This is a genomic window from Paragemmobacter amnigenus (assembly GCF_009908265.2).
In the GTDB taxonomy this organism is placed as follows: Bacteria; Pseudomonadota; Alphaproteobacteria; order Rhodobacterales; family Rhodobacteraceae; genus Paragemmobacter; species Paragemmobacter amnigenus.
The window spans coordinates 135,033-158,130 of sequence record NZ_JAAATX020000012.1 but is presented as its reverse complement, the minus strand read 5'-3'; the positions used below and the strand labels follow the sequence as shown (position 1 = coordinate 158,130).

Here is a 23,098-nt window from a genome sequence, read left to right as displayed (position 1 = left end):
AGAGGCTGAAGGCCTATCACGCCCAGACGGCCCCGCTGATCGCCTATTACGAGGGCAGGGGCGTGCTCCAACGGATCGACGCGATGGGCAACATCGCAGACATCCAGAGCGCGCTCGCCGCAATCGTAAGGCGCGTTTCGGCGTGAAAAGGGAGGCCGCATCCCCTGTGTGATTGGGGGGTGCGGGTGTGGAAAATAAACCTCAGGGAGTAGCACTCATGGCGGACAAAATGTCGTCCAATGCCTATTGGGCCGCGAATATCCGGGTCATTACCATCTCGATGGTGATCTGGTTCGTGTGTTCCTTCGGGCTTGGCATCCTGCTTCGTCCCGCGCTTTCGGGGATCCATATCGGCGGTGCCGATATCGGGTTCTGGTTCGCGCAGAACGGAGCGATCTACGTCTTTCTCGTTCTGATCTTTGCCTATGCGGCGAAGATGAACAAGCTCGACAAAGAACACGGCGTCGAGGAGTAAGGGCATGGATCAGTTTACGCTCAACCTTCTCGTCATCGGGGCGTCCTTCGCGCTGTACTTCGGTATCGCGTTCTGGGCCCGCGCCGCGTCGACGTCGGAATTCTATGCCGCAGGGCAGGGCGTCGGCCCCGTCGTGAACGGCATGGCGACGGCAGCGGACTGGATGTCCGCCGCATCCTTCATCTCGATGGCGGGTCTGATCGCCTTCGGGGGATACAACAACTCGGTCTTCCTGATGGGCTGGACCGGTGGCTACGTGCTTCTGGCGCTGCTGCTGGCCCCGTATCTGCGGAAGTTCGGCAAGTTCACCGTGCCGGAATTCGTGGGCGACCGCTTCTATTCGACCTCGGCCCGCATGGTGGCGGTGATCTGCCTTCTTGTCATCTCGATCACCTATGTGATCGGGCAGATGGTGGGCGTCGGCGTGACCTTCGCGCGCTTCCTCGAAGTGTCGACGACGACCGGTCTTCTGATCGGTTCGGCGGTGGTGTTCGCCTATGCGGTGTTCGGCGGCATGAAGGGCATCACCTATACGCAGGTGGCGCAGTATGTCGTTCTGATCATCGCCTATACGATCCCGGCGCTGTTCATCTCGCTGCAACTGACCGGCAACATCCTGCCTCAGCTTGGCTTCATCGGCAGCTACGCGCCGACGGGCGGCGACGTCGCCTTCCTGGACAAGCTGGACCAGGTCGTTACGGAACTGGGCTTTGCCGCCTATACCGCCGATACGACCAACATGTTCAACATGTTCCTCGTGACCATGTCGCTGATGATCGGGACCGCGGGTCTGCCGCACGTGATCATCCGCTTCTTCACGGTGCCCAAGGTGTCGGACGCGCGTCTGTCGGCCGGCTGGGCGCTGGTCTTCATCGCGCTGCTCTACACCGTCGCTCCGGCGGTGGGGTCGATGGCCCGCCTGAACATCACCACGACCTTCTGGCCGGGTGCCGTGACGGGTTCGGCGCTGTCTGCTCCGGCGGTTTCGCTGCAGGAGATCGAGACCAATCCGGAACTGGCCTGGGTCAACAACTGGCAGAAAACCGGTCTTCTGGCCTATACCGACAAGAACGGTGACGGCCTGATCCAGTACTTCAACGAGAAGAAGCCGGTGGCGGATGCGGGCAAGGCTCTGGCCGATGCCAACAAGGCGCTGGCGGAAGCTCCGGCCGATGCCGACAAGGCCGCGCTGGAAGCCAAAGTCGCCGAGGCGCAGGCCGCGCTGGACGCTGCCCTTGCCGATCCGGCCAACGGTCTGGTCGAAGGCCAGTCGCTGACCGATATGGGTCTGAAGGGGAACGAACTGACCACCGTGAACAACGACATCATGGTGCTTGCGAACCCCGAAATCGCCAAGCTGCCCGGCTGGGTCATCGCTCTGGTCGCCGCAGGCGGTCTGGCGGCGGCTCTGTCCACCGCGGCGGGCCTGCTGCTGGCCATTTCGTCGGCCATCAGCCACGACCTGATCAAGGGCGCGCTCAAGCCCGATATCAGCGAGAAAGGCGAACTGCTGGCGGCCCGTATCTCGATGGCCTTTGCCATCGTGCTGGCCACCTGGCTTGGTCTCGACCCGCCCGGCTTTGCCGCGCAGGTGGTGGCGCTTGCCTTCGGTCTGGCGGCTGCGACGATCTTCCCGGTGCTGATGATGGGTATCTTCTCGACCCGCGTCACCAAGGAAGGCGCCATTGCCGGTATGCTGGTCGGCCTGATCTCGACCGCGGTCTACATCTTCCTCTACCTGGGCTGGTTCTTCATCCCGGGCACGAACATGCTGCCGAACACGCCTGACGCGCACTTCCTCGGCATTTCGCCCGCCGGCTTCGGCCCGGTCGGCGCGCTGCTGAACTTTGCCGTCGCCTATATCGTGTCCGGCATGACCAAGGCTCCGCCGCAGGACGTGCAGGACCTGATCCAGTCGATCCGCGTGCCGAAAGGTGCGGGCGCGGCGCAGGCCCACTGAAACTGACGGACGGCTCCGGCCCTGTGCCGGGGCCGTCCACCCCCACGCCCTTTCCGGGACAGCAAGATGGACGAACAGCCTCTGGCCATCATCGGCTTCCTCGAGACGGTGCATCCCTACGACAGCCTGTCGCAGGACGAACTGGCGCGTGTCGCCGGTTCCTTCGGCCACAGGCAGATCGCGGCGGGCCAGCGGATCTATGCCGCGGGCGACCTGCTGGACGGTCTGTTCCTGATCCGCGAGGGCGCGGTCGAGATTCTGGATCCGCTGGGCGATGTCGTGTCGCTGCTGGGGCCGCGCAACAGTTTCGGCGAGCGCGGGCTGATGCGGGACGGGCTGGCGGTGACCACGGCACGGGCCGTGCGGGAGACGGTGGCGCTGGTCCTGCCGGTGGCCGAGTTCCGCAGGCTTTTCGAGGAGAACCCCGTCTTCCGCCGCTTTTTCCAGCGGGGGCGGGCGGGCGACATGCGCCCGGCAGAGATCACCGCGCAGAAGGTGGGTGATCTGATGACGCGGGGGCCGATCACGATCGCCCATGACCTGCCGGTGCGGGAGGCGGCGCGGATCATGCGCGACCGGCATGTGTCGAGCCTCGGGATCACCGAGGGGGGGCGCTTTGCGGGGCTTGTGACCACGCGGGACCTGACCAACCGCGTGCTGGCCGAAGGGCTGCCGCCCGAGACGCCGGTGGGGCAGGTGATGACGCGCGATCCGGTCACGCTGTCGCCTGCCGCGCTGGGGTCGGATGTGCTGCATCTGATGCTGGAGCGGCGGATCGGCCATTTGCCCGTGACCGAAGGGGGCAGTCTGGTCGGCATGGTCACCCAGACCGACCTGACGCGCTATCAGGCCGTCTCCTCGGCCCAGTTCGTGCGCGATGCCGCGATGGCCGAGACGGTGGAGCAGCTGGCGGCGACGACAAGCCGTATCCCGCGCCTTGTGGCGCAGCTTGTCGGGGCGCATCACGCGCATGAGGTGATCACGCGGCTGGTCACGGATATCGCCGATACGGTGACGCGGCGCCTGATCGTGCTGGCCGAGCGCGAGCTGGGCCCGCCGCCCGTGCCCTATGTCTGGCTGGCCTGCGGTTCGCAGGGGCGGCAGGAGCAGACGGGGGTGTCGGATCAGGACAATTGCATGATCCTTGACGATGCGGCGACCGAAGCGGACATGGGGTATTTCCACGCGCTGGCGCGGCGGGTGTCGGACGGGCTGGATGCCTGCGGCTATGTCTATTGCCCCGGCGACATGATGGCGACGAACCCGCGCTGGTGCCAGACCCTGTCGGTCTGGCGGGGTTATTTCAGCGGCTGGGTGAACCGGCCCGACCCGACGGCGCAGATGCTGGCCTCGGTCATGTTCGATCTGCGGCCGATTGCGGGCGAGGCGGCGCTGTTCGAGACATTGCAGCACGAGACGCTGGAGATGGCCGCGCAGAACACGATCTTCGTCGCGCATATGGTGGCGAATTCGCTGAAACATGCGCCGCCGCTGGGCCTGCTGCGCGGGATCGCCACGATCCGGTCGGGCGAGCACAAGAACCACATCGACATGAAGCACAATGGCGTGGTGCCCGTGGCGGATCTGGGGCGGGTCTATGCGCTGCTGGGGCGTCTTGGCGTGGCCAATACCCGTGCGCGGCTGGAGGCGGCAGAGACGGCGGGTGTCATCTCGGCCTCGGGGGCGCGGGATCTTGTGGATGCCTATGACCTGATCGCGCGCACGCGGCTGGAGCATCAGGCGCGGCAGGTGCGGCAGGGGCAGAAGCTCGACAACTATCTGTCGCTGTCGGATCTTTCGGATTTCGAACGTTCTCATCTGCGCGATGCCTTTGTCGTCGTGCGCACAATGCAATCCTCCGTGGGCCATTCCCGCGGGGCCATTTCCTGAGTAGTGACCAAATGGGACTTGAACTGATCGCAGCCTTCGTCGCCGCCGTGGCCTTTGCGGGGATGGCCATGCTGGCCCGCAAGCTGTCGCGCGGGGTGCTGCCGGTCTGGATCACGCCGGCTGCGGCTGGTCTTGGCATGATCGCCTTTGCGGTCTGGAGCGAATATGACTGGTTCGGGCGCCTGAGCGGCGAATTGCCCGAGGGCGTGACCATCGTCTGGCAGGATGACGCGCCCAGCCCGCTGCGTCCCTGGACCTTTGTCGTGCCGCTGACCACCGCCTTCACTGCCATGGATACGCGCAAGCTGGCCCCGCATCCGGACAACGGGGCGCTGGTTCTGGCACCGGTCTATGCCTTTGCGCGTTGGGAAGGGGTGAAGGAAGGCTTCATGGTCGTCGACTGTGCCAAACGCCAGTCCGCCATCCTGACCGAGACAGTCCGCATCGACGCGGCTGGCCTGCTGACCGGCGCGGACTGGCTTCCCATGACCGAGGACGATGCGATCGGCAGCGCTGCCTGTTCGGAGAGTTGAGCCATGCACGAGACGGAGCCTGACAGACAACGGGTGCTTGTCGTCGAGGACGAGGACAACATCGCGCTCGCGCTGGAATTCCTGCTGACGCGCGAGGGGTATGATGTGGACCGTTGGCCCACAGGGGCGGCGGCGATCGACCATATCCGCGCCACGCGGCCGGGGCTGGTGCTGCTGGACGTGATGCTGCCCGAGGTGTCGGGCTACGAGATCTGTCAGGAGGCGCGGCTTGATCCGGCCCTGTCGGATGTCCGGATCCTGATCATGACGGCGCGCGGATCGGTCATGGAGCGGCGCAAGAGCATCGCCCTTGGCGCCGACGGGTTCATTTCCAAACCCTTTGACCCGAAGGAGTTGCGGGCGGAAGTCCGGCGTCTTTTGACGGCAGGGGCCTGACATGCTGGCGCGGCTGGGGCTGAGGACCCGCATCTTCCTGCTGTTCTCGGGTCTGGCGGCCGGGATCGTTGGGGCGCTGTCGCTGGGCCTTGCGCTGGCCTATTCGCGGCTGGGGGATCCGGCCCTGCTCAACGCTTTCGTGCAGGCGGGGATCGTGGCGGGGTTTCTGGGGCTGGGGCTGGTGGCCTGGCTCTGGTATCTGTTCGACCTGAATGTGGCCAAGCCGATCGACATTCTGGCCGGAACGCTGCGCGCGCGTGCCCATGCCAATGTGGATGGCGATGTGGATGCCGCGATGGCGCGCTATCTGGGCGATCTTGCGCCTGCGGCGCGGGCCGCCGCGGAAAGCCTGACCGAGACGCGCAGTGCGCTGGCCGAGGCGGTGGCGCGCGAAACCTCGCGCCTGTCGGCCGAGAAACATCGTCTGGAAACGCTGCTGGCCGATGTGCCGGTCGGGGTTCTGCTGTGCTCTGGCGCGCATCAGCTGGTCTTCTACAACGGGCAGGCGTCCGAACTGGTGGGATCGGCGGCGGAAGGGCCGCGGCTTGACCGCAAGCTGTTCGACTATCTGCGCGAAGGTCCGATCCGCATGGCCCATGACCGCCTGATCGCCACGCAGGACCACGAGGCCGCGTCGGACCTGCTCTGCGCGACAGTGAATGGCGCGCGCATCCTGTCGGCGCGGATGCGTCTGATCGAGCCGCTGGGCGGCGACCGGCAGCGTCCGGGCTATGTGCTGACCCTGCGGGACGTGACCGGCGATCTGGCGGCGAAATCGGTGCGCGATGCCTTCCTTGTCGAGGTCTTCGACCGCGTGAACCGCCCGTCGGCCAATCTGTCCGCCCTGATCGCGGCCCTGCCCGAAGGCGGGGCGGTGCCCGGGCGCATCGACCAGGCATTGCGCGAGGAGGTGGGCGTTCTGGTGCAGACCGTGACCGACCTGTCGCGCCGAAGCGATGCCCTGCGGTCGGATGGCTGGCAGATGGCCACCATCCGCGCCTCGGACCTGATCGACAGCATCACGGCGCGGATCGAGGCGGGCGGAATGACCGTCACCTCGGCGCAGGCGGACCCGCTGCAACTGCAATGCGATGCCTTCGCGCTGGTGTCGCTGGTCGGCCGGCTGGCCGAGGAGATGCAGGGGCAGGGCATCGCGCAGGCCTTCGGCGTCACCGCGCAGGAAGAGAAGGCGGGCACCTGCCTGCGCCTGCTGTGGCAGGGCCCCACGCTGCCCGTGGCGCGGCTGGAGGCCTGGCTGAACGAACCGCTGGACCGCACCATTCCCGATGTCACGGGACGCAGCGTGTTGCGGGACAATGGCATGGAAATCTGGCCCGAGCGCTGGGAGGGGGGGCAGTCGCTCTGCCTGCCGCTGCACCAGCTGCGGCGCGAGGTGCGGCGACCGGCGCCGGTGACGCGCACGGTGGTCTATGATTTCGATCTGCTGGAGCGCGAACGGAACCAGATGGTGGCCGAGGCGCGGCTCAATGCGCTCGACTTTGTGGTCTTCGACACCGAGACGACGGGCCTGCTGCCCCAGCAGGGCGACGAGATCGTGCAGATCGCGGCGATCCGCATCGTCAATGGCCGTATCGTCGAGAACGAGGTTTTCGATATGCTGGTCAATCCGGGCCGCCCGATCCCGGCCGGATCAACGGAAGTGCACGGCATCACCGAGGCGATGGTCGCCGATGCCCCCGGCGTGGCCGAGGCGCTGCGCCGCTTCCACCGCTTTGCGGAAGGGGCGGTCCTGATCGCCCATAATGCGCCCTTCGACATGCAGTTCCTGCGCCGCCGCGAAGAGGAGCTGGGCCTGCGCTTCGACCATCCCGTGCTTGACACCGTGCTGCTGTCCGCGGTGGTCTTCGGCCAGCACGAGGTGCACAGTCTGGATGCGCTGACCCACCGCATGGGCGTAACGATCCCCGAAGAGGCCCGCCACACGGCCATCGGCGATGCAAGGGCGACGGCCGAGGTCTTCGTCCGGCTGGTGCGCATCCTGCGGGGCCGCAATCTGTCGACCTTCGGCGAGGTTCTGGGCGAAGTGCGCCTTCATGCGCGCCTGCTCAAGGATCTGAACGCCTGAGACGGGTTGGGCAGGGGGAGGGCGCGCAAGCTTTGCGGCAAGGAGAGCGAGCCTGCGTCAGGCCCGAAGCATCGTTTTCTCACGCTTCGCCGCGCGCGGCAAAGTCGAGGCTAGATGCCAGACTTATGCGGAAAATTTGGCTCCGGCGGTAGGGATCGAACCTACGACCAATTGATTAACAGTCAACTGCTCTACCGCTGAGCTACGCCGGAACACGGGGGCCGTATAGCAAGGGTGTTTGGGGGCGGCAAGGGGCAATCTGCGGAAAAATGCAGGCTGGGGTCATATCCTTTGGAAGGCTGTGGCGGGGTGGATGGAGTCGCATGCGGTCACCTGGTTTTTCTCATAAAGATCAATCAGGTGGGCGAGGACGTTGCGGCGGGCTGCGGGGTGCAGGTTGGCGGGGATGTCCGTGTAGAGCAGCGCCGTCAACCGGGCCGGATCGGCCGGTCCTGCGGCGAGGGCGTCGAGGATCTGCGCCTCGCGCCGGCGGCGGTGGCGGATCAGGTCGGTGATGCGGGTGGCGGGGTCGTCGATGCGGTCGCCATGACCGGGCAGGAAGCAGCCCCAGTCCTGCGCGCCGAGGCGGTCGAGGCTGGCCATATAGGCGCCCATGTCGCCATCGGGGGGCGAGACGACCGAGCTGGACCAGCCCATGACATGGTCGCCCGAAAAGAGCACCGCGCCTGCGGACAGGCAGAGGTGGCTGCCCAGATGGCCGGGGGTGTGGAGGGCGGACAGCTCCCAGTCGGGGCCGGACAGGCGGGCGTTGTCGGCCATCCTGCGGTCGGGGCGGAAGCCGAGGTCAAGGCCGTCGCCGCCGCTCTCGAGACCGGCCTGCGCGAGACGTTCCATCAGGGGCGTGCGCCCCTCGGTCGCGCTGCCATAGGCGTGGACCGGCGCGCCGGTGGTGGCGGCAAGGCGGGGTGCGAGGGCGGAGTGGTCGAGATGGGGATGGGTGACGAGGATGGCATCGACCCTTTCGCCCTTGTCGAGAGCGGCGAGGAGGGCGGCGAGATGGCGCGGGTCATCGGGGCCGGGGTCGATCACGGCGACCCTGCCCGAGCCGATGATGTAACTGTTCGTTCCCTGATGGGTCAGGGGCGAAGGGTTGGGCGCGAGGATTCGCCGGATGCGCGGGCTTGCGGCGGGCAATCCGGCGAGGTCATGTGGACGGGTGGTGGTCACGGGCTTCCTCTTCCCCTCAGGGCGGGGGGAGGCTAGGCTTTGGCCCCATGGCCCGCAAGTCCTTCCTTCCCCGTGGTCTTTACGGCCGCGCCGCGCTGATCCTGATCGTGCCGGTGGTCACGATCCAGCTTGTCGTGTCGGTCACCTTCATCCAGAGGCATTTCGAGCGCGTGACGGAACAGTTAACCGGCGGCGTCGCGGTCGAACTGGCCCTGCTGCTGGAGCAGGTGGAGCGCGCGCCGGATGCGGCGGCGGCGCGGGTGGCCCTTGGCCGGCTGGCGGGTCCGTTGAAGCTTGACACTGCGTTGCCCGCCGCTTCCGCTGCGCCGGTGGCGGACCGGACGGAGTGGAGCGATCTGTCGGGGCGGGTGGTGATCCGCACGCTGCGCGCGGCCCTGCCCGCGCTGGCGCCTGTCGATCTGGTCGAGGGCGACGGGAAGGTGCGGTTGCACCATCCGACCCGATGGGGCGCTTTGGCGGTGGAGGTGCCGCGCACGCGGATGTCGGCCACCAATCCGCACCAGTTGCTGGTGCTGATGATCGTCACCTCGATCCTGATGACGGTGATTGCCTATCTGTTCCTGTCCAACCAGTTGCGTCCCATCGCGCGGCTGGCCGATGCGGCCGAGGCCTTTGGCAAAGGGCAGGTGATCCCCTATTCGCCCCGCGGCGCGATCGAGGTCCGCGCGGCGGGTCATGCCTTTCTGGACATGCGCGACCGGATCGAGCGGCAGATCGAACAGCGCACGCTGATGCTCTCGGGGGTGAGCCATGATCTGCGGACGCCGCTGACGCGGTTGCGGCTGGGCCTGTCGCTGCTGCCCGAGGACGAGGAGACAGAGGCGTTGCTGGGCGATGTGGCCGAGATGGAGCGTCTGGTCGACGAATTCCTTGCCTTTGCGCGGGGAGATGCGACCGAGGCGGTGCAGCCGGTCGATCCGGCGGCGCTGGCGCGGCGGGTGGTGGAGAATGCCGAACGGATCGGGCGCGAGGTGCGCTTCGTGCAGGAAGGGGCAGTGCAGAGCGTGCCCTTGCGCCCACAGGCGGTGGCGCGGGCGCTGGAGAATCTGGTCGGCAATGCGCTGCGCCACGGGACGCGGGCGCAGGTGACGCTTGCTTACGGAACGAACTGGCTGCGCTTTACGGTGGAGGATGACGGGCCGGGCATCCCTGCGGCGCGGCGGGCCGAGGCTATGGCGCCGTTCGGGCGGCTGGATTCGGCGCGCGATCCGAACCGTGGCGGGGGCGTCGGGCTGGGCCTGTCGATTGCTGCCGATATCGCGCGCAGCCATGGCGGAGAGTTGCGGCTTGGCAAGAGCGAGGCGCTTGGCGGGTTGAAGGCCGAGCTTTTGCTGGCGCGATAGGCGCGGGGGGGGCGCGCAGATCAGTCTGCCGCCCTGTCGCGGTGGCGCGCGGCACCCTTTGCGGCCGGACGCAGGTTTTCGCCGAGCGGTGACAGGACGGGACCACCTGCGGCCTCGGCATCCTCGGGGTCGTGGGTGACGAGGAGGACGGGCAGGCCCGCCTGACGGGCGCGGTCAAAGGTGAAGCGGCGGATCTGGGCGCGCAGGTCTGCATCCAGCCGCGCGAAGGGTTCGTCCAGAAGCAGCGCGCGCGGTTCGGCAAGAAGCGTCCGCAACAGGGCGGCGCGCGCGCGCTGCCCGCCCGAAAGCGTGGCCGGATCGCGCGGGGCAAAGCCCGCAAGCCCTGCCGAGGCGAGCGCGGCATCGATGCGGGCCTGCCGTTCGGCGCGTCCCCTGATGCGGGCGGGCAGGGCGAAGCCGAGGTTGCCGCCGACCGAGAGATGGGGAAAGAGGACGGCATCCTGAAACAGCAGGCCAAGGCCGCGGCTGCGGGTGGGCAGGTCGGTGATGTCGGTCCCGTCCAGCCGCACGCGCCCCGATAGGGCAAAGCCTGCGGGAAGGGTGCCGGTCAGCGCGCCCAGCAAGGTGGATTTCCCAGCGCCCGAGGGGCCCATGATCGTGACGATCTCGCCCGCGCGGATGGTCAGTGTCAGATCGACCAGACGTCGCGGGCCAAGGTCGATGCAGAGCGATTGCAGGTCGAGCGGTCCGGTCATGCGATGCCCCGCATCTGGCGGCGGTTGCGCCACAGCATGGCAGGCACGGCCAGTGCGATGCCGAAGGCAAGGGCGGGGATGGCCAGTTGCAGCATGGCATGGGCCCCGATCAGCCGGCGGTTCCCGCCCGAGGACAGCGCCACCGCCTCGGTCGTCAATGTCTCGACCCTGCCACCCCCGATGAGCAGCGTGGGCAGGTATTGCCCGACAGAGACGGCAAGACCGACCGCCCCCGCTGTCAGCACGGGGCCAGCCATCATCGGCAGGCGCAGATGCCAGAAGATGCGCGACTCCGACGCCCCCATCGTGGCGGCAGCGGTAGCGATGCGGCCGTCCCAGGCGCGCCAGGGCCCGCAGAGCGAGAGAAAGACGTAAGGCAGCACGAAGACCAGATGCGCCAGCGCCACCGTGGCCAGCGTGCCCTGCATCCCCGTGCGGGCGGCCAGAACCTGAAGTCCCGGCAGGAAGGCGATCTGCGGCACGAGCAGCGGCAGGTAGAGCAGCGCCAAGGCACGCGGACCGGGGCGAAGGTGGTGGGTGGATTCCGCCCGAAGGCAGGCGATGGTCAGGACAAGCGCGGCAAGCGTCGCGGCAAGGCCCACGATCAGGGTCTGCGACAGGGTATCGGCAAGCACGGGCAGCGAATCCACCCAGTGGCGCATCGTCAGGCTGGCCGGCAGGGCATCGGGAAACTGCCATTGCCCCGCCACGGACCACAGCGCAAGCCCCGCCAGCCCTGCACCAAGGCTGCCCGCTGTGACGGCAGTGGCGGTCAGGGCGAGCGTCGCCGTCGGGCGGTCAAGTCCGGTCAGGCGACGGCCGTGAAAGGCGGTTGCGGTCAGGGCGCGGGCGGCCAGAGCTTCGGCCCCGCGCCACAGGGCCAGTGCCGCGATCACAAGCGCGAATTGCAGGCAGGCCGCAGCCGCCGCGATGTCGCGGCTGGCAAGCGAGGCTTCGGACATCCAGAGCACCACCTGTACCGACAGGGTGGGCGGCAGGGTGGGGCCAAGGATCATGGCCATGTCGACCGTGGTCATCGCATAGGCCAGCACCGCATAGACGGGCAGGCGCAGCTGGGCATAGAGCGCGGGCAGCGTGGTCAGGACAAAACCCGCGATGCGCCCGTAGCCCAGCGTGGCGGCAACGGGCAGCCGCTGGTCGGCCCCCGTCTGGGGCAAGGCGACCAGCGCCATCAGCAGGAGGAAGGGCAGTTCCTTGGCGACAAGCCCGAGGGTGAGCGAGAGGCCCAGCGGATCGTTCAGGATCAGAAGGTCAGGCGGCGACTGCCAGCCGGTCAGTTCCGGCGAGATCAGGCGCGCGATCCAGCCAGAGGGGGCGATCAGGAATGCCAGCCCCAGCGCGGCGGCGGCATGGGGCACCGAGAGGAGCGGCGCGATGAGGCGGCGCAGGCGGTCGAAGACGGGGCGGCCCGCAAAGGCCGCGAGGATGGCGATGGTCAGCAGGAGCGACAGGAGCGTCGAGCCGAGCCCTGTTCCCAGCGAAAGCGCCACCGCCCGCGCCAGTCCGGGCCAGTCGGCAAGGGCGGCAAAGCCCGCCCCGCCGTTCTTCAGGGCAGGGGCCAGCGTTCCGGCCAGACCCGCCGCCACGGGCACGACCATCAGTCCCAGCGTCAGGACGGGGGCCAGCCGGAGCAGGTCCGTCGTCACTGCGGTCGTCACTGGGCGACCCCGTAGCGCGCGGTCCAGTCCTGCGCGATGCGGGTCATCCAGCTGGCATGGGGTTCGAGCAGGACGGGGCCGAGGTCCGCGGGGGACAGCGTCGCCACGCCCAGTTCCAGCGCGTCGAAGCGGGCGCGGTCTTCGGCGCTAAGGCTTTGAAGATTAAGGACAGTCTGGAAGCCGAGCACGGCGGGATCCTGCGCGCGGGCCTGCACTTCGGGGTCGAGGAGGAGGTTGGCGATGACCATTGCCCCCGCGCGGTGGGCGGCATTGAAGGGGATGGCGACGAAGGAGGCATTGCCGATGGTGCCGCCATCCAGCACGAAGGTGCGGACCGTGTCGGGGAGGTTGCCGGCCGCGATCTCGGCGCTGGCCCGGCCGGGGTTGAAGGCGAAGGAGATGGCGGTTTCGCCATCGGCCAGCAACTGGCCCAGCGCCGGTTCGTTCTGCGGGAAGGCGCGGGCCTGCCGCCAGAGCGCGGGATGGACGCGGTCGAGCCATGCCCAGAGCGGGGCGACCTGTGCGTCATAGCCGGCGTCATCGACCGGTGATTGCAGAAGGGCGGGGTCGGCCATGACGCCGTAGAGGACCTGTTTCAGGAAGGTCGTGCCCAGATAATCGGGCGGTTGCGGATAGGTAAAGCGGCCTGGGTTGGCGAGGATCCAGTCGGCCAGTTCCCCGATCGTGCGGGGCGGGTTAACCACCTGTTTACCGTCATATTCGAAGACGAGCTGCGCCATGGCCCAGGGCGATTCGAAGCCCCCCGTCGGGAGGGTGAAATCGGTGACTGTGGCGGGTTTTCCGGCCACATCGACCAGCGGCCAGTTCGGCAGGTCTTCCGCGAAGGGGCCGAAAAGCAGCCCCTGCGATTTCATGGCGGCAAAATTCTCGCCATTGATCCAGATGAGGTCGACGGCGCCGCCTTCGGTCTGGCCGGCCTGCTGTTCGGCCAGCACGCGGGCCACGGCATCGGCGGTGGAGGCGAGTTTGACATGTTCGAGGGTCACTCCGTGGCGTTCCTGCGCCTTTTCCCCGATCCAGGTTATGAAATCGTTTATCTTGGGATCGCCGCCCCATGCGTGCCAGTAGACGGTCTGGCCCTTTGCCTCCGTCAGGATGCCATCCCATTCTGCGGCAAGGGCTTTTCGCGAGAGGCCCGCATAGGCGGGAAGGCTTGCGAGGAGGGCGAGGGCGGTGCGGCGGTGCATCTTGCGTCCTTGTCGGTTGCGGTTCTGACGGGATAGCTAGGGCGCGGGGCGGCTGGCAACAGTCTTGTCGGGGCGGCAACGGAAAGGTGATGGCGTGCTGGATGGCTGGATGCGGCGGCGGATCGATCCGGGGCTGGATGCTGCGGGAAAAAGGCTTGCCGCACTTGGGGTTACGGCGGATGCGGTGACGCTGGCGGGGCTGGTGGCGGGGCTGGCGGCGGCGGCGGTGATCGCGCTGGGCGGGGCGGGATGGGCCGCGCTGGGGCTGGTCGGGCTGTCGCGGGTGGCGGACGGGCTGGACGGGGCGGTGGCGCGGGCGCGGGGGAAATCGGACTTTGGCGGCTATCTGGATATCGTCTGCGATTTCATATTTTATGCCGCGATTCCAATGGCTTTCGTGCTGCGCGATCCGGCGGCGAACGGGGTGGCGGGGGCGTTTCTGCTGGCCTCGTTCTATGTGAACGGGGCGACCTTTCTGGGCTATGCGGTGCTGGCGGAAAAGCGGGGGATGCAGACGCGGGCGCGAGGGGAGAAGTCGCTGTATTTCACCGCCGGTCTGCTGGAAGGTACGGAAACGATTGTATTTTTCGCGCTGCTCTGCCTGCTGCCCCACTGGTTCGCGCCGCTGGCTTGGGGCTTTGGCGGGCTCTGTGTCGTGACGGCACTGGCGCGGGTGGGGCTGGCGGTGCGGACCTTTCGCTGATGTACCGGCGGTTGTGCAGAGGGCTGTACCGCAAACTGTCAGCACGCAGCGCGCGGTAAGGCTGCCCTCTGCGCAACCGTTTTGCGTCACATCACCCCTTCGCGGAACCGGAAGAAGCCGTGGGTGGCGTGGGGCCATGCCTGCGCGTCATGGTCGCGCAGGAGGCGGGTCAGGCGGATGTCGCGGTCTTGCAGGAGGGGCGCGAGGCGCTGGAGTGCGGCGGCGGTGGGGCCGATGGGGGCGTAGGGCGTGACGAGTTGGCGGATGCCCTGTGCGGCAAGGTGGTCGGCGAGGGCGTCGGGCGTGGCATCGGTGAAGCGGGGGGCGTCGGGCTGGCCCAGACGGCGGGCGGTGTCGTCGAGGGCGGCTGTGACGAAATCCGCCACCTGCGTGCCGATGGCAAGCGGGGAGCGGCGGGGGGTGGTGGCAAGGAAGAGGAGCGGTCCGTCCTGCCGGATGGCGGAGAGGCTGGCGAAGCCGTCGCCCGAAAGGTCATCCTCGTGCAGGAGGAGCGCGGAGGGGAGCGTGGGGTCGGGGATGTCGCCCTGCGGGACGGGGCGCGGGGCGGGGTGCGGGGTCATGGGCAGGGCCGCGCAGTCGCGGGCGAGGCCCGCGGGGCGGAAGCGGCCGCCGGTGTTTTTCGCGATGTTGTCGGTGGTGGCGGCGTAGGTCTTTCCTTGCGTGTGCAAGCCCCCGACCCAGCGCCACGAGAGGGTGTTGGAGGCAGGATCGCCGTCGATCAGGTGGCGCAGGAAGAAATCCGCGCCCAGTTCCCACGGCAGGCGAAGGGTGAAGATCCAGATCGAGGCGAACCACATGCGGGCGTGGTTGTGCAGATAGCCCGTCGCCACCAGTTCCCGCGCCCAGTGGTCAAAGCCGTCGATGCCGGTATCGCCCGTGCAGGCGGCCTCCCATTGCGTGCGCAGGCCGGATTCGGTCTGCACGCGGTTCAGGGCGGCGGTCAGGCCCTGACGATAGGCGCTCCAGATCGCGGGGCGGCGTTCGAGCCAGCCTTTCCAGTAGGTGCGCCACCAGACCTCGGCCAGAAACTTGTCGGCGCCTTGGGGATGGGTGCGCAGGGTGGCGTCGATCACCTCGGCCTCGGTCAGGAGGCGGTGGCGGATATAGGGCGACAGGCCCGAGACATGGGGGTGGCCCGGCAGATCCTCGTTCCGGCGGGCGGCATAGGGCAGGCCCGCGCGGGGGAGGAAGGCGGCAAGGCGGGCGAGTGCCGCGGCGCGGGTGGCGGGAAGGGGGAGGGGCAGGCTGTCCATGCCGCGCGAGGTAGGCGCGGGGGCGCGGGCGGCAAGGGGGGTGCGGCCTTGGACCGTGGCGCGGTGGCCGACGGGGCAAGATGGGTATTTGGGCCGAGATGAAGGGGCGGGCTTGGGTATTCGGGCCGCAGGGGAAGTCGCGGGGGCGGTCAGTCCTGCAGGCGGCCCATGCGGCCACCGCGGCGTTTCGCAAGGCGGTGGGCGCGGGTGGGCAGGTCGGCCATGATGGCGCTGCGCGCCTCATGGGTCAGGCGCGACCATGCGGAGATTTCCTCGATCGTGCGGAAGCAACCGACGCAGATACGCTCGGCGGGGTGGATCGTGCAGAGCTTGACGCAAGGCGATTGCACCTCGTCGCGCTTCCAGACGTCATCCTTCAAGGTTCACCCCCGCGGCTCATGTGGCCCATCCGGTCGAGGGCCCCTTGCAGGATATAGCCTGCGGCCACGGCATCGATCACCTCTTTCCGACGCTTTCTCGACGTATCCGCCTCGAGCAGTGCCCTTTCTGCCGCAACGGTGGAAAGCCGCTCGTCCCAGAAGGCGATGGGAAGGTCGGTCAGGCGGGCGAGGTTGCGGGCGAAGGCCTGTGTCGCCTGCACGCGCGGGCCGGTCGAGCCGTCCATGTTCAAGGGCAGGCCGAGGATGATGCCGCGGATGTCGCGGGCGGTCAGGAGGGCGAGGAGGCGGGTGGCGTCCTCGGTGAATTTCACGCGGCGGAGGGTTTCGGCGGGGGTGGCCACCATGCGGCGCAGGTCCGAGATGGCGATGCCGATGGTCTTGTCGCCGAAATCCAGCCCGCAGATGGCGCGGTTGGGGGGGAGGGTGGCGGCGAAGTCCTCGATGCTGGCGCAGATCACGGGGTGAGGCCCGCGTTCAGGGCCGCTTCGCGCAGGAAGGACTGCTGCGAGGGGGAGCCTTCGAATTTCGCGAGCGCCTCGGCATAGATTTCCTGCGCCTCGTCCTTGCGGTCGAGGACGGCGAGGGAGGAGATGAGGCGCGCCCATTCCTCGACCTCGCCGCCTTCGGTGGCGAGGCGTTGCCCGAGCTGGGCGACCATGCCTTCGATCATGGCCTGACGGTCTTCGGGCGACATGTCGGACGCCGCGGCCATGGCGTCCGCGTCGGGGCCGGAGAGGCCCGCGGCGGGGGGGAGGGTGAAGGGGATGCCCGCGCGCATTGCCACATCCTCGATCTGGGCGCGGATGGGGGCGATCCACGGGGCATCGGCGGGGCCGTCGTCCAGCAGCGGGCGCCAGAGGGCGAAGGTGCGGTCGAAGCGGCCGACCTGCGCGGCCATGAGGCCGTAGTAGTAGCGTGCGGTGGGGTTGGTGCCGTCAAGGGTGAGGGCGCGGGTGAGGTGTTCTTCCGCCTCTGGCGAGACGCGGCCGCCTGCGGCCATGACCATGAGTTCGGCAAGGGCTGCATGGTCGTCGGCGGTGGCGGTGTCGCCCTTGACGCGGAGAAGGTTCTCCATCGCGGCGCGGGCTTCGGGCAGGTTGCCCAGACGCGCCTCGTTCGCGGCGAGGAGTTCGAGGCCGCGCGGATCGTCGGGGCGGTCGGCCACGGCCTGCCGCAGCTTGGCCATCAGGTCTGCGAATTGCGCGTCGGGCTGGGCGGGGGCGGGGCGCTGGGCGGTGGCTTCCATCTCGGCCTGCGGGGGGCGGCTGGCGCGCATCTCGTCGGACATGGCGAAGCGGGTGGCGAGCGGCAGGTCGGGATAGCCCGGTGCGCCGAGGCGGGTATAGGTCCAGTAGGCCCCGCCGATGGTGGCAAGGACGAGGGCCGCGGCGATGGCGATGCCGCCCTTGCCCGCGCTGCGGTTGGCAGTGCGGGCGGCGCGGTCGGCGTCGAGCAGGCGGCGCGACACTTCGGTGCGGAGGCGTTCGGCCTCGTCCGCGGGAAGGGTGCCGCGGGCGAGGTCGCGGTCGATCTCGGCCAGCTGGTCGCGGTAGACCTTGAGGTCGAAGTCGGCGGCGGCGGCGATATCCGCCCGCGCCCGCGCCATGGCCAGCACGAAAAGGGCGGCCACGGCTGCCCCCATGCCGCCTGCGGCTGCCCAGAATGCGACCATCTCCATCCCGTCCGTCCCGTGCTGTCCCGTTGGCTGCCATGTAGACCTTCGGGGGCCGGATCGGAAGGCGGGAAACGTGAAAGTGACGCCTGCGACGCCGGTTCCGCGCGCTTGTGTCGCAAAATTCCTGATAGTGCCGCTGTCGTGGAGGGATTTCCGCGCGGTTCGATGCATCAGGGCTGCAACGAAACGAAACAGCCGCGCGTGACGGGAGACGTACCATGAAACGCTATTCGGTCTTTGCAATTGCCCGCGAGGCGTTGCGCTATCACACGGGCTGGGAACGGGCCTGGCGCAGCCCGCAACCCAAGAAGGAATATGACGCGATCATCGTAGGTGCGGGGGGGCATGGTCTGGCGACGGCCTATTACCTTGGCAAGAACCACGGGATCACCAATGTCGCCATCATCGAAAAGGGATGGCTGGGCGGCGGGAATACCGGCCGGAATACGACCATCATCCGGTCGAACTATCTGCAGGACTCGTCCGCCGCGATCTACGAGAAGGCGCGGTCTCTGTATGAGACGATGTCGCAGGACCTGAACTACAACGTCATGTTCAGCCCCCGTGGCGTGATGATGCTGGCGCAGACCCATCACGAGGTGCGCGGCTATCTGCGGACGGCCCATGCCAACAAGCTGCAGGGGGTGGAGACGGAATTCATAACCCCCCAGCGGGTGAAGGAGCTGTGCCCGATCCTGAACATCGACGGGCCGCGCTATCCGGTGCTGGGCGCGCTGTGGCAGCCGCGCGGCGGCACGGGGCGGCATGACGCGGTGGCCTGGGGCTATGCGCGGGCCTGCTCGGCCATGGGGATGGACATCATCCAGCAATGCGAGGTCAAGGGCGTGCGGTCCGAGAACGGCGTCGTGAAGGGCGTCGAGACGACCAAGGGCTATATCGGCTGCAAGAAGCTGGGCATCGTGGTGGCGGGCCATTCGGGGCAGGTTGCCGACATGGCGGGCTTCCGTCTGCCGGTGGAAGCGGTGGCGCTGCAGGCGCTGGTGTCGGAGCCGATCAAGCCCTGCATGGACGTGGTCGTCATGGCCAATACCGTGCACGGCTATATGAGCCAGTCCGACAAGGGCGAGATGGTGATCGGCGGCGGCACCGACGGGTTCAACAACTATACCCAGCGCGGCAGCTTCCATCACATCGAGGAAACGCTGCGCGCGCTGATCGAGACCTTCCCGATGATCAGCCGTCTGAAGATGCTGCGCCAGTGGGGCGGGATCGTGGACATGACCGGCGACCGGTCGCCCATCATCTCGAAAACCCCGCTGGGCAACTGCTTCATCAACTGCGGCTGGGGCACGGGTGGTTTCAAGGCCATTCCGGGGTCGGGCTGGGCCATGGCCGATCTGATGGCCAAGGGCGAGCCGGGGCCGCTGGCGGCGGAATTCGACATGTGGCGCTTCAAGGAAGGGCGGTTCATCGACGAGTCGGTGGCTGCCGGGGTGGCGCACTGATGTCGGCAATCATGGAAATCTGTTTCGGGGGGCGCGGTCATGCTGCTCATTGAATGTCCTTACTGCGGCGTGAAGGCCGAGGAGACGGAACTTAGCCCGGGCTACGAGGCGCATCTGAAACGCTTTGGCCCCGGGTCCACGGACGAGGAGTTCGAGGCCTATATGTTCGCCCGCAAGAACCCGAAGGGCGTGCATTTCGAACGCTGGCGGCATGCCTATGGCTGCGGCAAGTGGTTTCTTGCCGCGCGCTGCACGGCGACGCTGGAGGTGTTCGGCACCTATCCCGCACAGGTGGGCGAACCGCCCGCAGACATCATCGAGAAGATCAAGGCCCGTCGGCCTGACTGGAAGGGTTACAAATGAGCACCCGTCTTTCGAAAGGCGGCCGCCTGATCGACCGGTCGGCGGCGATGGAATTCAGCTTCAACGGCAAGCGGATGAAGGGCTATCGGGGGGATTCCCTCGGCGCCGCGCTGCTGGCCAATGACCAGATGCTGGTGGGGCGGTCGTTCAAGTACCACCGTCCGCGCGGCATCGTGGCGGCGGGTCCGGAAGAGCCCAACGCGCTGGTCAACCTTGGCAGCGGCGGTCGGCTGGAGCCGAACCAGCGCGTCACGATGACCGAGCTGTTCGACGGTCTGGAAGCGACCAGCCAGAACCACTGGCCGAGCCTTGAATTCGACGTGGGCGTGGCGAACAACTACGTCAGCCGCTTCCTGCCGGCGGGGTTCTATTACAAGACCTTCATCCATCCGCGTCCGTTCTGGAAGCATGTCTTTGAACCCATCATCCGCCAGTCGGCGGGTCTGGGCAAGGCACCCAAGGACCGCGATGCGGACCGGTACGAGCAAGCCTATGCCTTCTGCGACCTGCTGGTCGTGGGTGGCGGCATCGCGGGTCTGCAGGCGGCGCTGGTTGCCGGCAAGGCGGGCGCGCGGGTCATCCTGCTGGAGCAGAACGCCCATTGGGGCGGGCGTGCGCCGGTGGATGGCGATGTGATCGACGGCAAGCCTGCGGGCGAATGGGTGGATCAGGCCGTGGCCGCGCTGTCGGCGATGGACAATGTCTCGCTGCGGGCGCGCTGCACGGCGGCGGGGGTCTATGACCACGGCTATGTGCTGGCCGACGAGAAGGTGGCGGATCACACGCCGGGCGACGGGCGGCCGAAGCATCGGCTGTGGCGCATCCGGGCGGGCAAGATCCTGACCGCGACGGGCGCGATCGAACGGCCGATCTCTTTCGCGGGCAACGATATTCCCGGCGTGATGCTGGCGGCGTCGGTGCGCGACTATGTGGTGAACTGGGCGGTGTCGCCCGGGGATCGCACGGTGGTCGTGACGAACAACGACGACGGCTATCGCACGGCGATCACGCTGAAAGAGGCGGGGCTGGCGGTTCCGGCGATCATCGACGCGCGGGCCAATCCGTCGGGCGATCTGGTGGCCAAGGCGCGTGCCTTGGGTCTGCGGATCGAGGCGGGGCGCGGTGTCGCCAAGGTCAAGGGCGGCAAGCGGGTGACGTCGGTCGCCATCTGCCTGCAGGCGGGCGAGGGCGCGGTGATCGACGAGATCGCCTGCGACGCGGTCGCCATGTCGGGCGGCTGGTCGCCTGTCGTCCATCTGTGGTCCCATTGCGGCGGCAAGCTGACCTGGGACACGGTCAATGCCTGCTTCCGGCCCGATCCGCAGCGGCCCCCGCTGAACCATGACGGTGGCGCGCTGGTCTATGCGGCGGGTTCCGCCAATGGTGCGATGAAGGCGGCCGAGGCTCTGGTCGATGCCACGGCGCAGGCCGAGGCGGCGGTGGCGGCTCTGGGCTTCAAGTCGGCGGGGGCGAAGGCACCCGTGGCCGAAGCCGTGGCGGAAGGCCCGATGGAAGCGGTCTGGATCATGCCGCAGGGCGCACCGGTCACGCTGAAATCGAAGATGTGGCTGGATTACCAGAACGACGTGAAGGTTTCGGACGTGCAGCTGGCTGCGCGCGAGGGCTATGAATCGGTCGAACATACCAAGCGCTACACCACGCTGGGCATGGCCACGGATCAGGGAAAGCTTTCCAACATCAACGGTCTGGCGGTTCTTGCCAATGCGTTGAATGAAGATATCCCGCAGGTCGGCACCACCACCTTCCGTCCGCCCTACACGCCCGTGACGCTGGGCGCGCTGGCGGGCGAGTCGCGCGGCGAGATCTTCCAGCCGCTGCGTCGCACCCCGATGCATGAATGGCACGAGAGAAACGGGGCCTATTTCGAACCCGTGGGCCTGTGGCGCCGCCCCTATTGCTTCCCGCGCACGGGCGAGACCCATGCGCAGGCGGTGATCCGCGAGGTGAACAACACCCGCGAGAAGCTGGGTCTCTTGGATGCCTCGACGCTGGGCAAGATCATCGTGAAGGGGCCGGATGCGGGGAAATTCCTCGACATGCTCTACACCGGTGTGATGAGCACGCTGCCTGTCGGCAAGTGCCGCTATGGCCTGATGTGCAACGAGCAGGGCTTCCTGTCGGATGACGGCGTGGTGGCGCGCATCGACGAGGATACGTGGCTGTGCCACACCACCTCGGGCGGGGCGGATCGCATCCATGGCTGGATGGAAGACTGGCTGCAGTGCGAATGGTGGGACTGGAAGGTCTATACCGCCAATGTGACCGAGCAATATGCGCAGGTCGCGGTCGTCGGCCCCAATGCCCGCAAGGTGCTGGAGAAGCTGGGCGGGATGGATGTCTCGAAAGAGGCGCTGCCCTTCATGGGCTGGGCGGATGGCACCCTTGGCGGGTTCCCCTGCCGGGTCTACCGCATCTCCTTCTCGGGCGAGTTGTCCTACGAGATCGCGGTTCCCGCATCCCACGGCGCGGCCTTCTGGGAGGCGCTGCACAAGGCGGGCGCGGAGTTCGGCGCGATGCCCTATGGCACGGAAGCGCTGCACGTGATGCGGGCCGAGAAGGGCTTTATCATGATCGGGGACGAGACCGACGGGACGGTGATCCCGCAGGACCTGAACCTCGACTGGGCGATTTCGAAGAAGAAGGCCGACTTCCTTGGCAAGCGCGGGCAGCAGCGGAACTTCCTTGCCAGCCCTGACCGGTGGAAGCTGGTCGGCTTCGAGACGCTGGACGGGTCGGTGATCCCGGATGGCAGCTATATCGTGGCGCCGGGCGTGAATGCGAACGGGCAGGGGAATACGCAGGGGCGCGTGACGTCCACCTACTATTCGCCCACGCTGAAGCGCGGCATCGCGATGGGTCTGCTGAAACGCGGGCCGGAACGGATGGGCGAGGTGGTGGAGTTCAACACCATCACCGGCGGCAATGTGAAGGCGCGGGTCGTCGATCAGGTCTTCTTTGACAAGGATGGGGAGAAGCAGAATGTCTGAACCCGTGAGCGCGCTGAAAGGCGCAACCGCACAGGGCTTTGCCACCATCCGCGAGATCGGACCCGTGGGCATGATCACGCTGCGCGCCAAGCCGGACGTCAAGGCGCTGGCCAAGGCGATCAAGGCGGCGGTGGGGACGGAAGTCCCCGCGCTGCGGCGGATCGTGACCGGGGGCGACCGTGCCTGCGGCTGGATGAGCCCCGACGAATACCTGCTGGTCATGCCCTATGCGGCAGTGGCGGGGGCGCTGGAGGCCATCGCCAAGGCCATGGGCGGCGAGCACCATCTGGCGGTCGACGTATCCGACGCGCGGGCGGTGTTCCGTGTCGAGGGCGCGAAGGCCGAGCAGGTTCTGGCCAAGCTGTCGCCGGTCGATTTCGCCACGCTGGAGCCGGGCGAGCTGCGCCGGACCCGCGCCGCGCAGGTGGCGGCGGCCTTCTGGAAGGACGGGGACGGGTTCACCGTCGTCTGCTTCCGGTCGGTCGGGCGCTATGTGTTCGACCTGCTGGCCACGGGTGCCAAGCCGGGGTCGGAACTGGCCTGAGACGATGCGCGCGGGGCCGGATCATGCGGCCCCGCGCGATGCTTTTGCCATGCCTTGCATGGATCGCGCATGCGCAGCTTCGCGTCCCTTGTGATCGGGCGGTGACGCGGTGTACCTTTGGGCCGGAGTATTGGTTTTTCCGGGACAATGGTGGAACAGGGTTGCCGTA

20 protein-coding genes, 1 tRNA gene and 1 pseudogene are annotated in these 23,098 nt (G+C 67.6%); 13 read left to right on the top strand and 9 right to left on the bottom strand.

All coding sequences use genetic code 11. The annotated features are described in order from the left end of the window. The 7 genes and pseudogenes from GU927_RS16950 to GU927_RS16920 form a co-directional block, all read left to right on the top strand. A pseudogene (locus GU927_RS16950) lies at positions 1-146 on the top strand (adenylate kinase); the annotation flags it as partial. Positions 147-217: 71 nt separating this feature from the next. Continuing rightward, positions 218-475: a DUF4212 domain-containing protein gene (locus GU927_RS16945; protein WP_161763633.1), complete on the top strand. Its 258-nt coding sequence runs from the start codon at positions 218-220 to the stop codon at positions 473-475. Positions 476-479: 4 nt separating this feature from the next. Further along, a complete protein-coding gene (locus GU927_RS16940; RefSeq protein WP_161763632.1) occupies positions 480-2,435 on the top strand; it encodes a sodium:solute symporter family protein in 1,956 nt (651 codons plus the stop codon). Between the two features lie 66 nt (positions 2,436-2,501). After that, complete coding sequence (locus GU927_RS16935) at positions 2,502-4,325, top strand: DUF294 nucleotidyltransferase-like domain-containing protein (protein WP_161763631.1); 1,824 nt, start codon at positions 2,502-2,504, stop codon at positions 4,323-4,325. 11 nt (positions 4,326-4,336) lie between these two features. Then, positions 4,337-4,858, top strand: a complete 522-nt coding sequence (locus GU927_RS16930; RefSeq protein WP_161763630.1) for a hypothetical protein — start codon at positions 4,337-4,339, stop codon at positions 4,856-4,858. 3 nt (positions 4,859-4,861) lie between these two features. Next, on the top strand, positions 4,862-5,254 hold the full coding sequence (locus GU927_RS16925; protein ID WP_161763629.1) for a response regulator transcription factor: 393 nt from the start codon (positions 4,862-4,864) through the stop codon (positions 5,252-5,254). A 1-nt stretch (position 5,255) separates the two neighbouring features. After that, complete coding sequence (locus GU927_RS16920) at positions 5,256-7,340, top strand: 3'-5' exonuclease (RefSeq protein WP_161763628.1); 2,085 nt, start codon at positions 5,256-5,258, stop codon at positions 7,338-7,340. Between the two features lie 137 nt (positions 7,341-7,477). On the opposite strand, the gene GU927_RS16915 is transcribed toward GU927_RS16920, so the two are convergent. Further along, positions 7,478-7,552 (bottom strand) — tRNA-Asn (locus tag GU927_RS16915). Between the two features lie 70 nt (positions 7,553-7,622). Then, complete coding sequence (locus GU927_RS16910; protein ID WP_161763627.1) at positions 7,623-8,528, bottom strand: MBL fold metallo-hydrolase; 906 nt, start codon at positions 8,526-8,528, stop codon at positions 7,623-7,625. Between the two features lie 47 nt (positions 8,529-8,575). Between GU927_RS16910 and GU927_RS16905 the strand changes: the two genes are divergently transcribed. Next, positions 8,576-9,892, top strand: a complete 1,317-nt coding sequence (locus GU927_RS16905) for an ATP-binding protein (protein WP_161763626.1) — start codon at positions 8,576-8,578, stop codon at positions 9,890-9,892. Between the two features lie 20 nt (positions 9,893-9,912). Here the strand turns inward: GU927_RS16905 and GU927_RS16900 are convergent, their stop codons facing one another. Genes GU927_RS16900 through GU927_RS16890 form a run of 3 tightly spaced genes read right to left on the bottom strand, consistent with a single transcriptional unit; the run spans position 9,913 to position 13,495 of the window. Then, entirely contained in the window at positions 9,913-10,608 is a 696-nt protein-coding gene (locus tag GU927_RS16900) for an ATP-binding cassette domain-containing protein (protein WP_161763625.1), read from the bottom strand. Further along, positions 10,605-12,227 (bottom strand): ABC transporter permease, encoded by a 1,623-nt coding sequence (locus GU927_RS16895; protein WP_161763645.1) that lies wholly within the window; start codon positions 12,225-12,227, stop codon positions 10,605-10,607. The genes GU927_RS16900 and GU927_RS16895 overlap by 4 nt, the downstream gene beginning before the upstream one ends. Positions 12,228-12,283: 56 nt before the next feature. Beyond that, a complete protein-coding gene (locus GU927_RS16890; RefSeq protein WP_161763624.1) occupies positions 12,284-13,495 on the bottom strand; it encodes an ABC transporter substrate-binding protein in 1,212 nt (403 codons plus the stop codon). Between the two features lie 94 nt (positions 13,496-13,589). Here GU927_RS16890 and GU927_RS16885 point away from each other — a divergent pair, with 94 nt between their 5' ends. Next, entirely contained in the window at positions 13,590-14,198 is a 609-nt protein-coding gene (locus GU927_RS16885) for a CDP-alcohol phosphatidyltransferase family protein (RefSeq protein ID WP_161763623.1), read from the top strand. Between the two features lie 86 nt (positions 14,199-14,284). Here GU927_RS16885 and GU927_RS16880 read toward each other — a convergent pair whose 3' ends face one another. From GU927_RS16880 to ccmI, 4 genes are all read right to left on the bottom strand, one after another. Beyond that, positions 14,285-15,472, bottom strand: a complete 1,188-nt coding sequence (locus GU927_RS16880; protein ID WP_161763622.1) for an FAD-binding domain-containing protein — start codon at positions 15,470-15,472, stop codon at positions 14,285-14,287. A 149-nt stretch (positions 15,473-15,621) separates the two neighbouring features. Continuing rightward, positions 15,622-15,852, bottom strand: a complete 231-nt coding sequence (locus tag GU927_RS16875; protein WP_161763621.1) for a DUF1289 domain-containing protein — start codon at positions 15,850-15,852, stop codon at positions 15,622-15,624. Next, positions 15,849-16,331: a Holliday junction resolvase RuvX gene (gene ruvX / locus GU927_RS16870; protein WP_161763620.1), complete on the bottom strand. Its 483-nt coding sequence runs from the start codon at positions 16,329-16,331 to the stop codon at positions 15,849-15,851. The genes GU927_RS16875 and ruvX overlap by 4 nt, the downstream gene beginning before the upstream one ends. Continuing rightward, entirely contained in the window at positions 16,328-17,551 is a 1,224-nt protein-coding gene (gene ccmI, locus GU927_RS16865) for a c-type cytochrome biogenesis protein CcmI (protein WP_161763619.1), read from the bottom strand. Before ccmI ends, ruvX begins: the two co-directional genes overlap by 4 nt. Before the next feature lie 215 nt (positions 17,552-17,766). Here ccmI and GU927_RS16860 point away from each other — a divergent pair, with 215 nt between their 5' ends. From GU927_RS16860 to GU927_RS16845, 4 genes are read left to right on the top strand one after another with little or no spacing between them, the layout of a single operon-like run. Further along, positions 17,767-19,014, top strand: coding sequence for a sarcosine oxidase subunit beta family protein (locus tag GU927_RS16860; RefSeq protein WP_161763618.1), 1,248 nt, complete (start codon positions 17,767-17,769; stop codon positions 19,012-19,014). A 39-nt stretch (positions 19,015-19,053) separates the two neighbouring features. Further along, on the top strand, positions 19,054-19,377 hold the full coding sequence (locus tag GU927_RS16855; RefSeq protein ID WP_161763617.1) for a sarcosine oxidase subunit delta: 324 nt from the start codon (positions 19,054-19,056) through the stop codon (positions 19,375-19,377). Continuing rightward, positions 19,374-22,385, top strand: coding sequence for a sarcosine oxidase subunit alpha family protein (locus GU927_RS16850; protein WP_161763616.1), 3,012 nt, complete (start codon positions 19,374-19,376; stop codon positions 22,383-22,385). Before GU927_RS16855 ends, GU927_RS16850 begins: the two co-directional genes overlap by 4 nt. Continuing rightward, on the top strand, positions 22,378-22,929 hold the full coding sequence (locus tag GU927_RS16845; RefSeq protein ID WP_161763615.1) for a sarcosine oxidase subunit gamma: 552 nt from the start codon (positions 22,378-22,380) through the stop codon (positions 22,927-22,929). The genes GU927_RS16850 and GU927_RS16845 overlap by 8 nt, the downstream gene beginning before the upstream one ends. Positions 22,930-23,098: the final 169 nt, after the last annotated feature.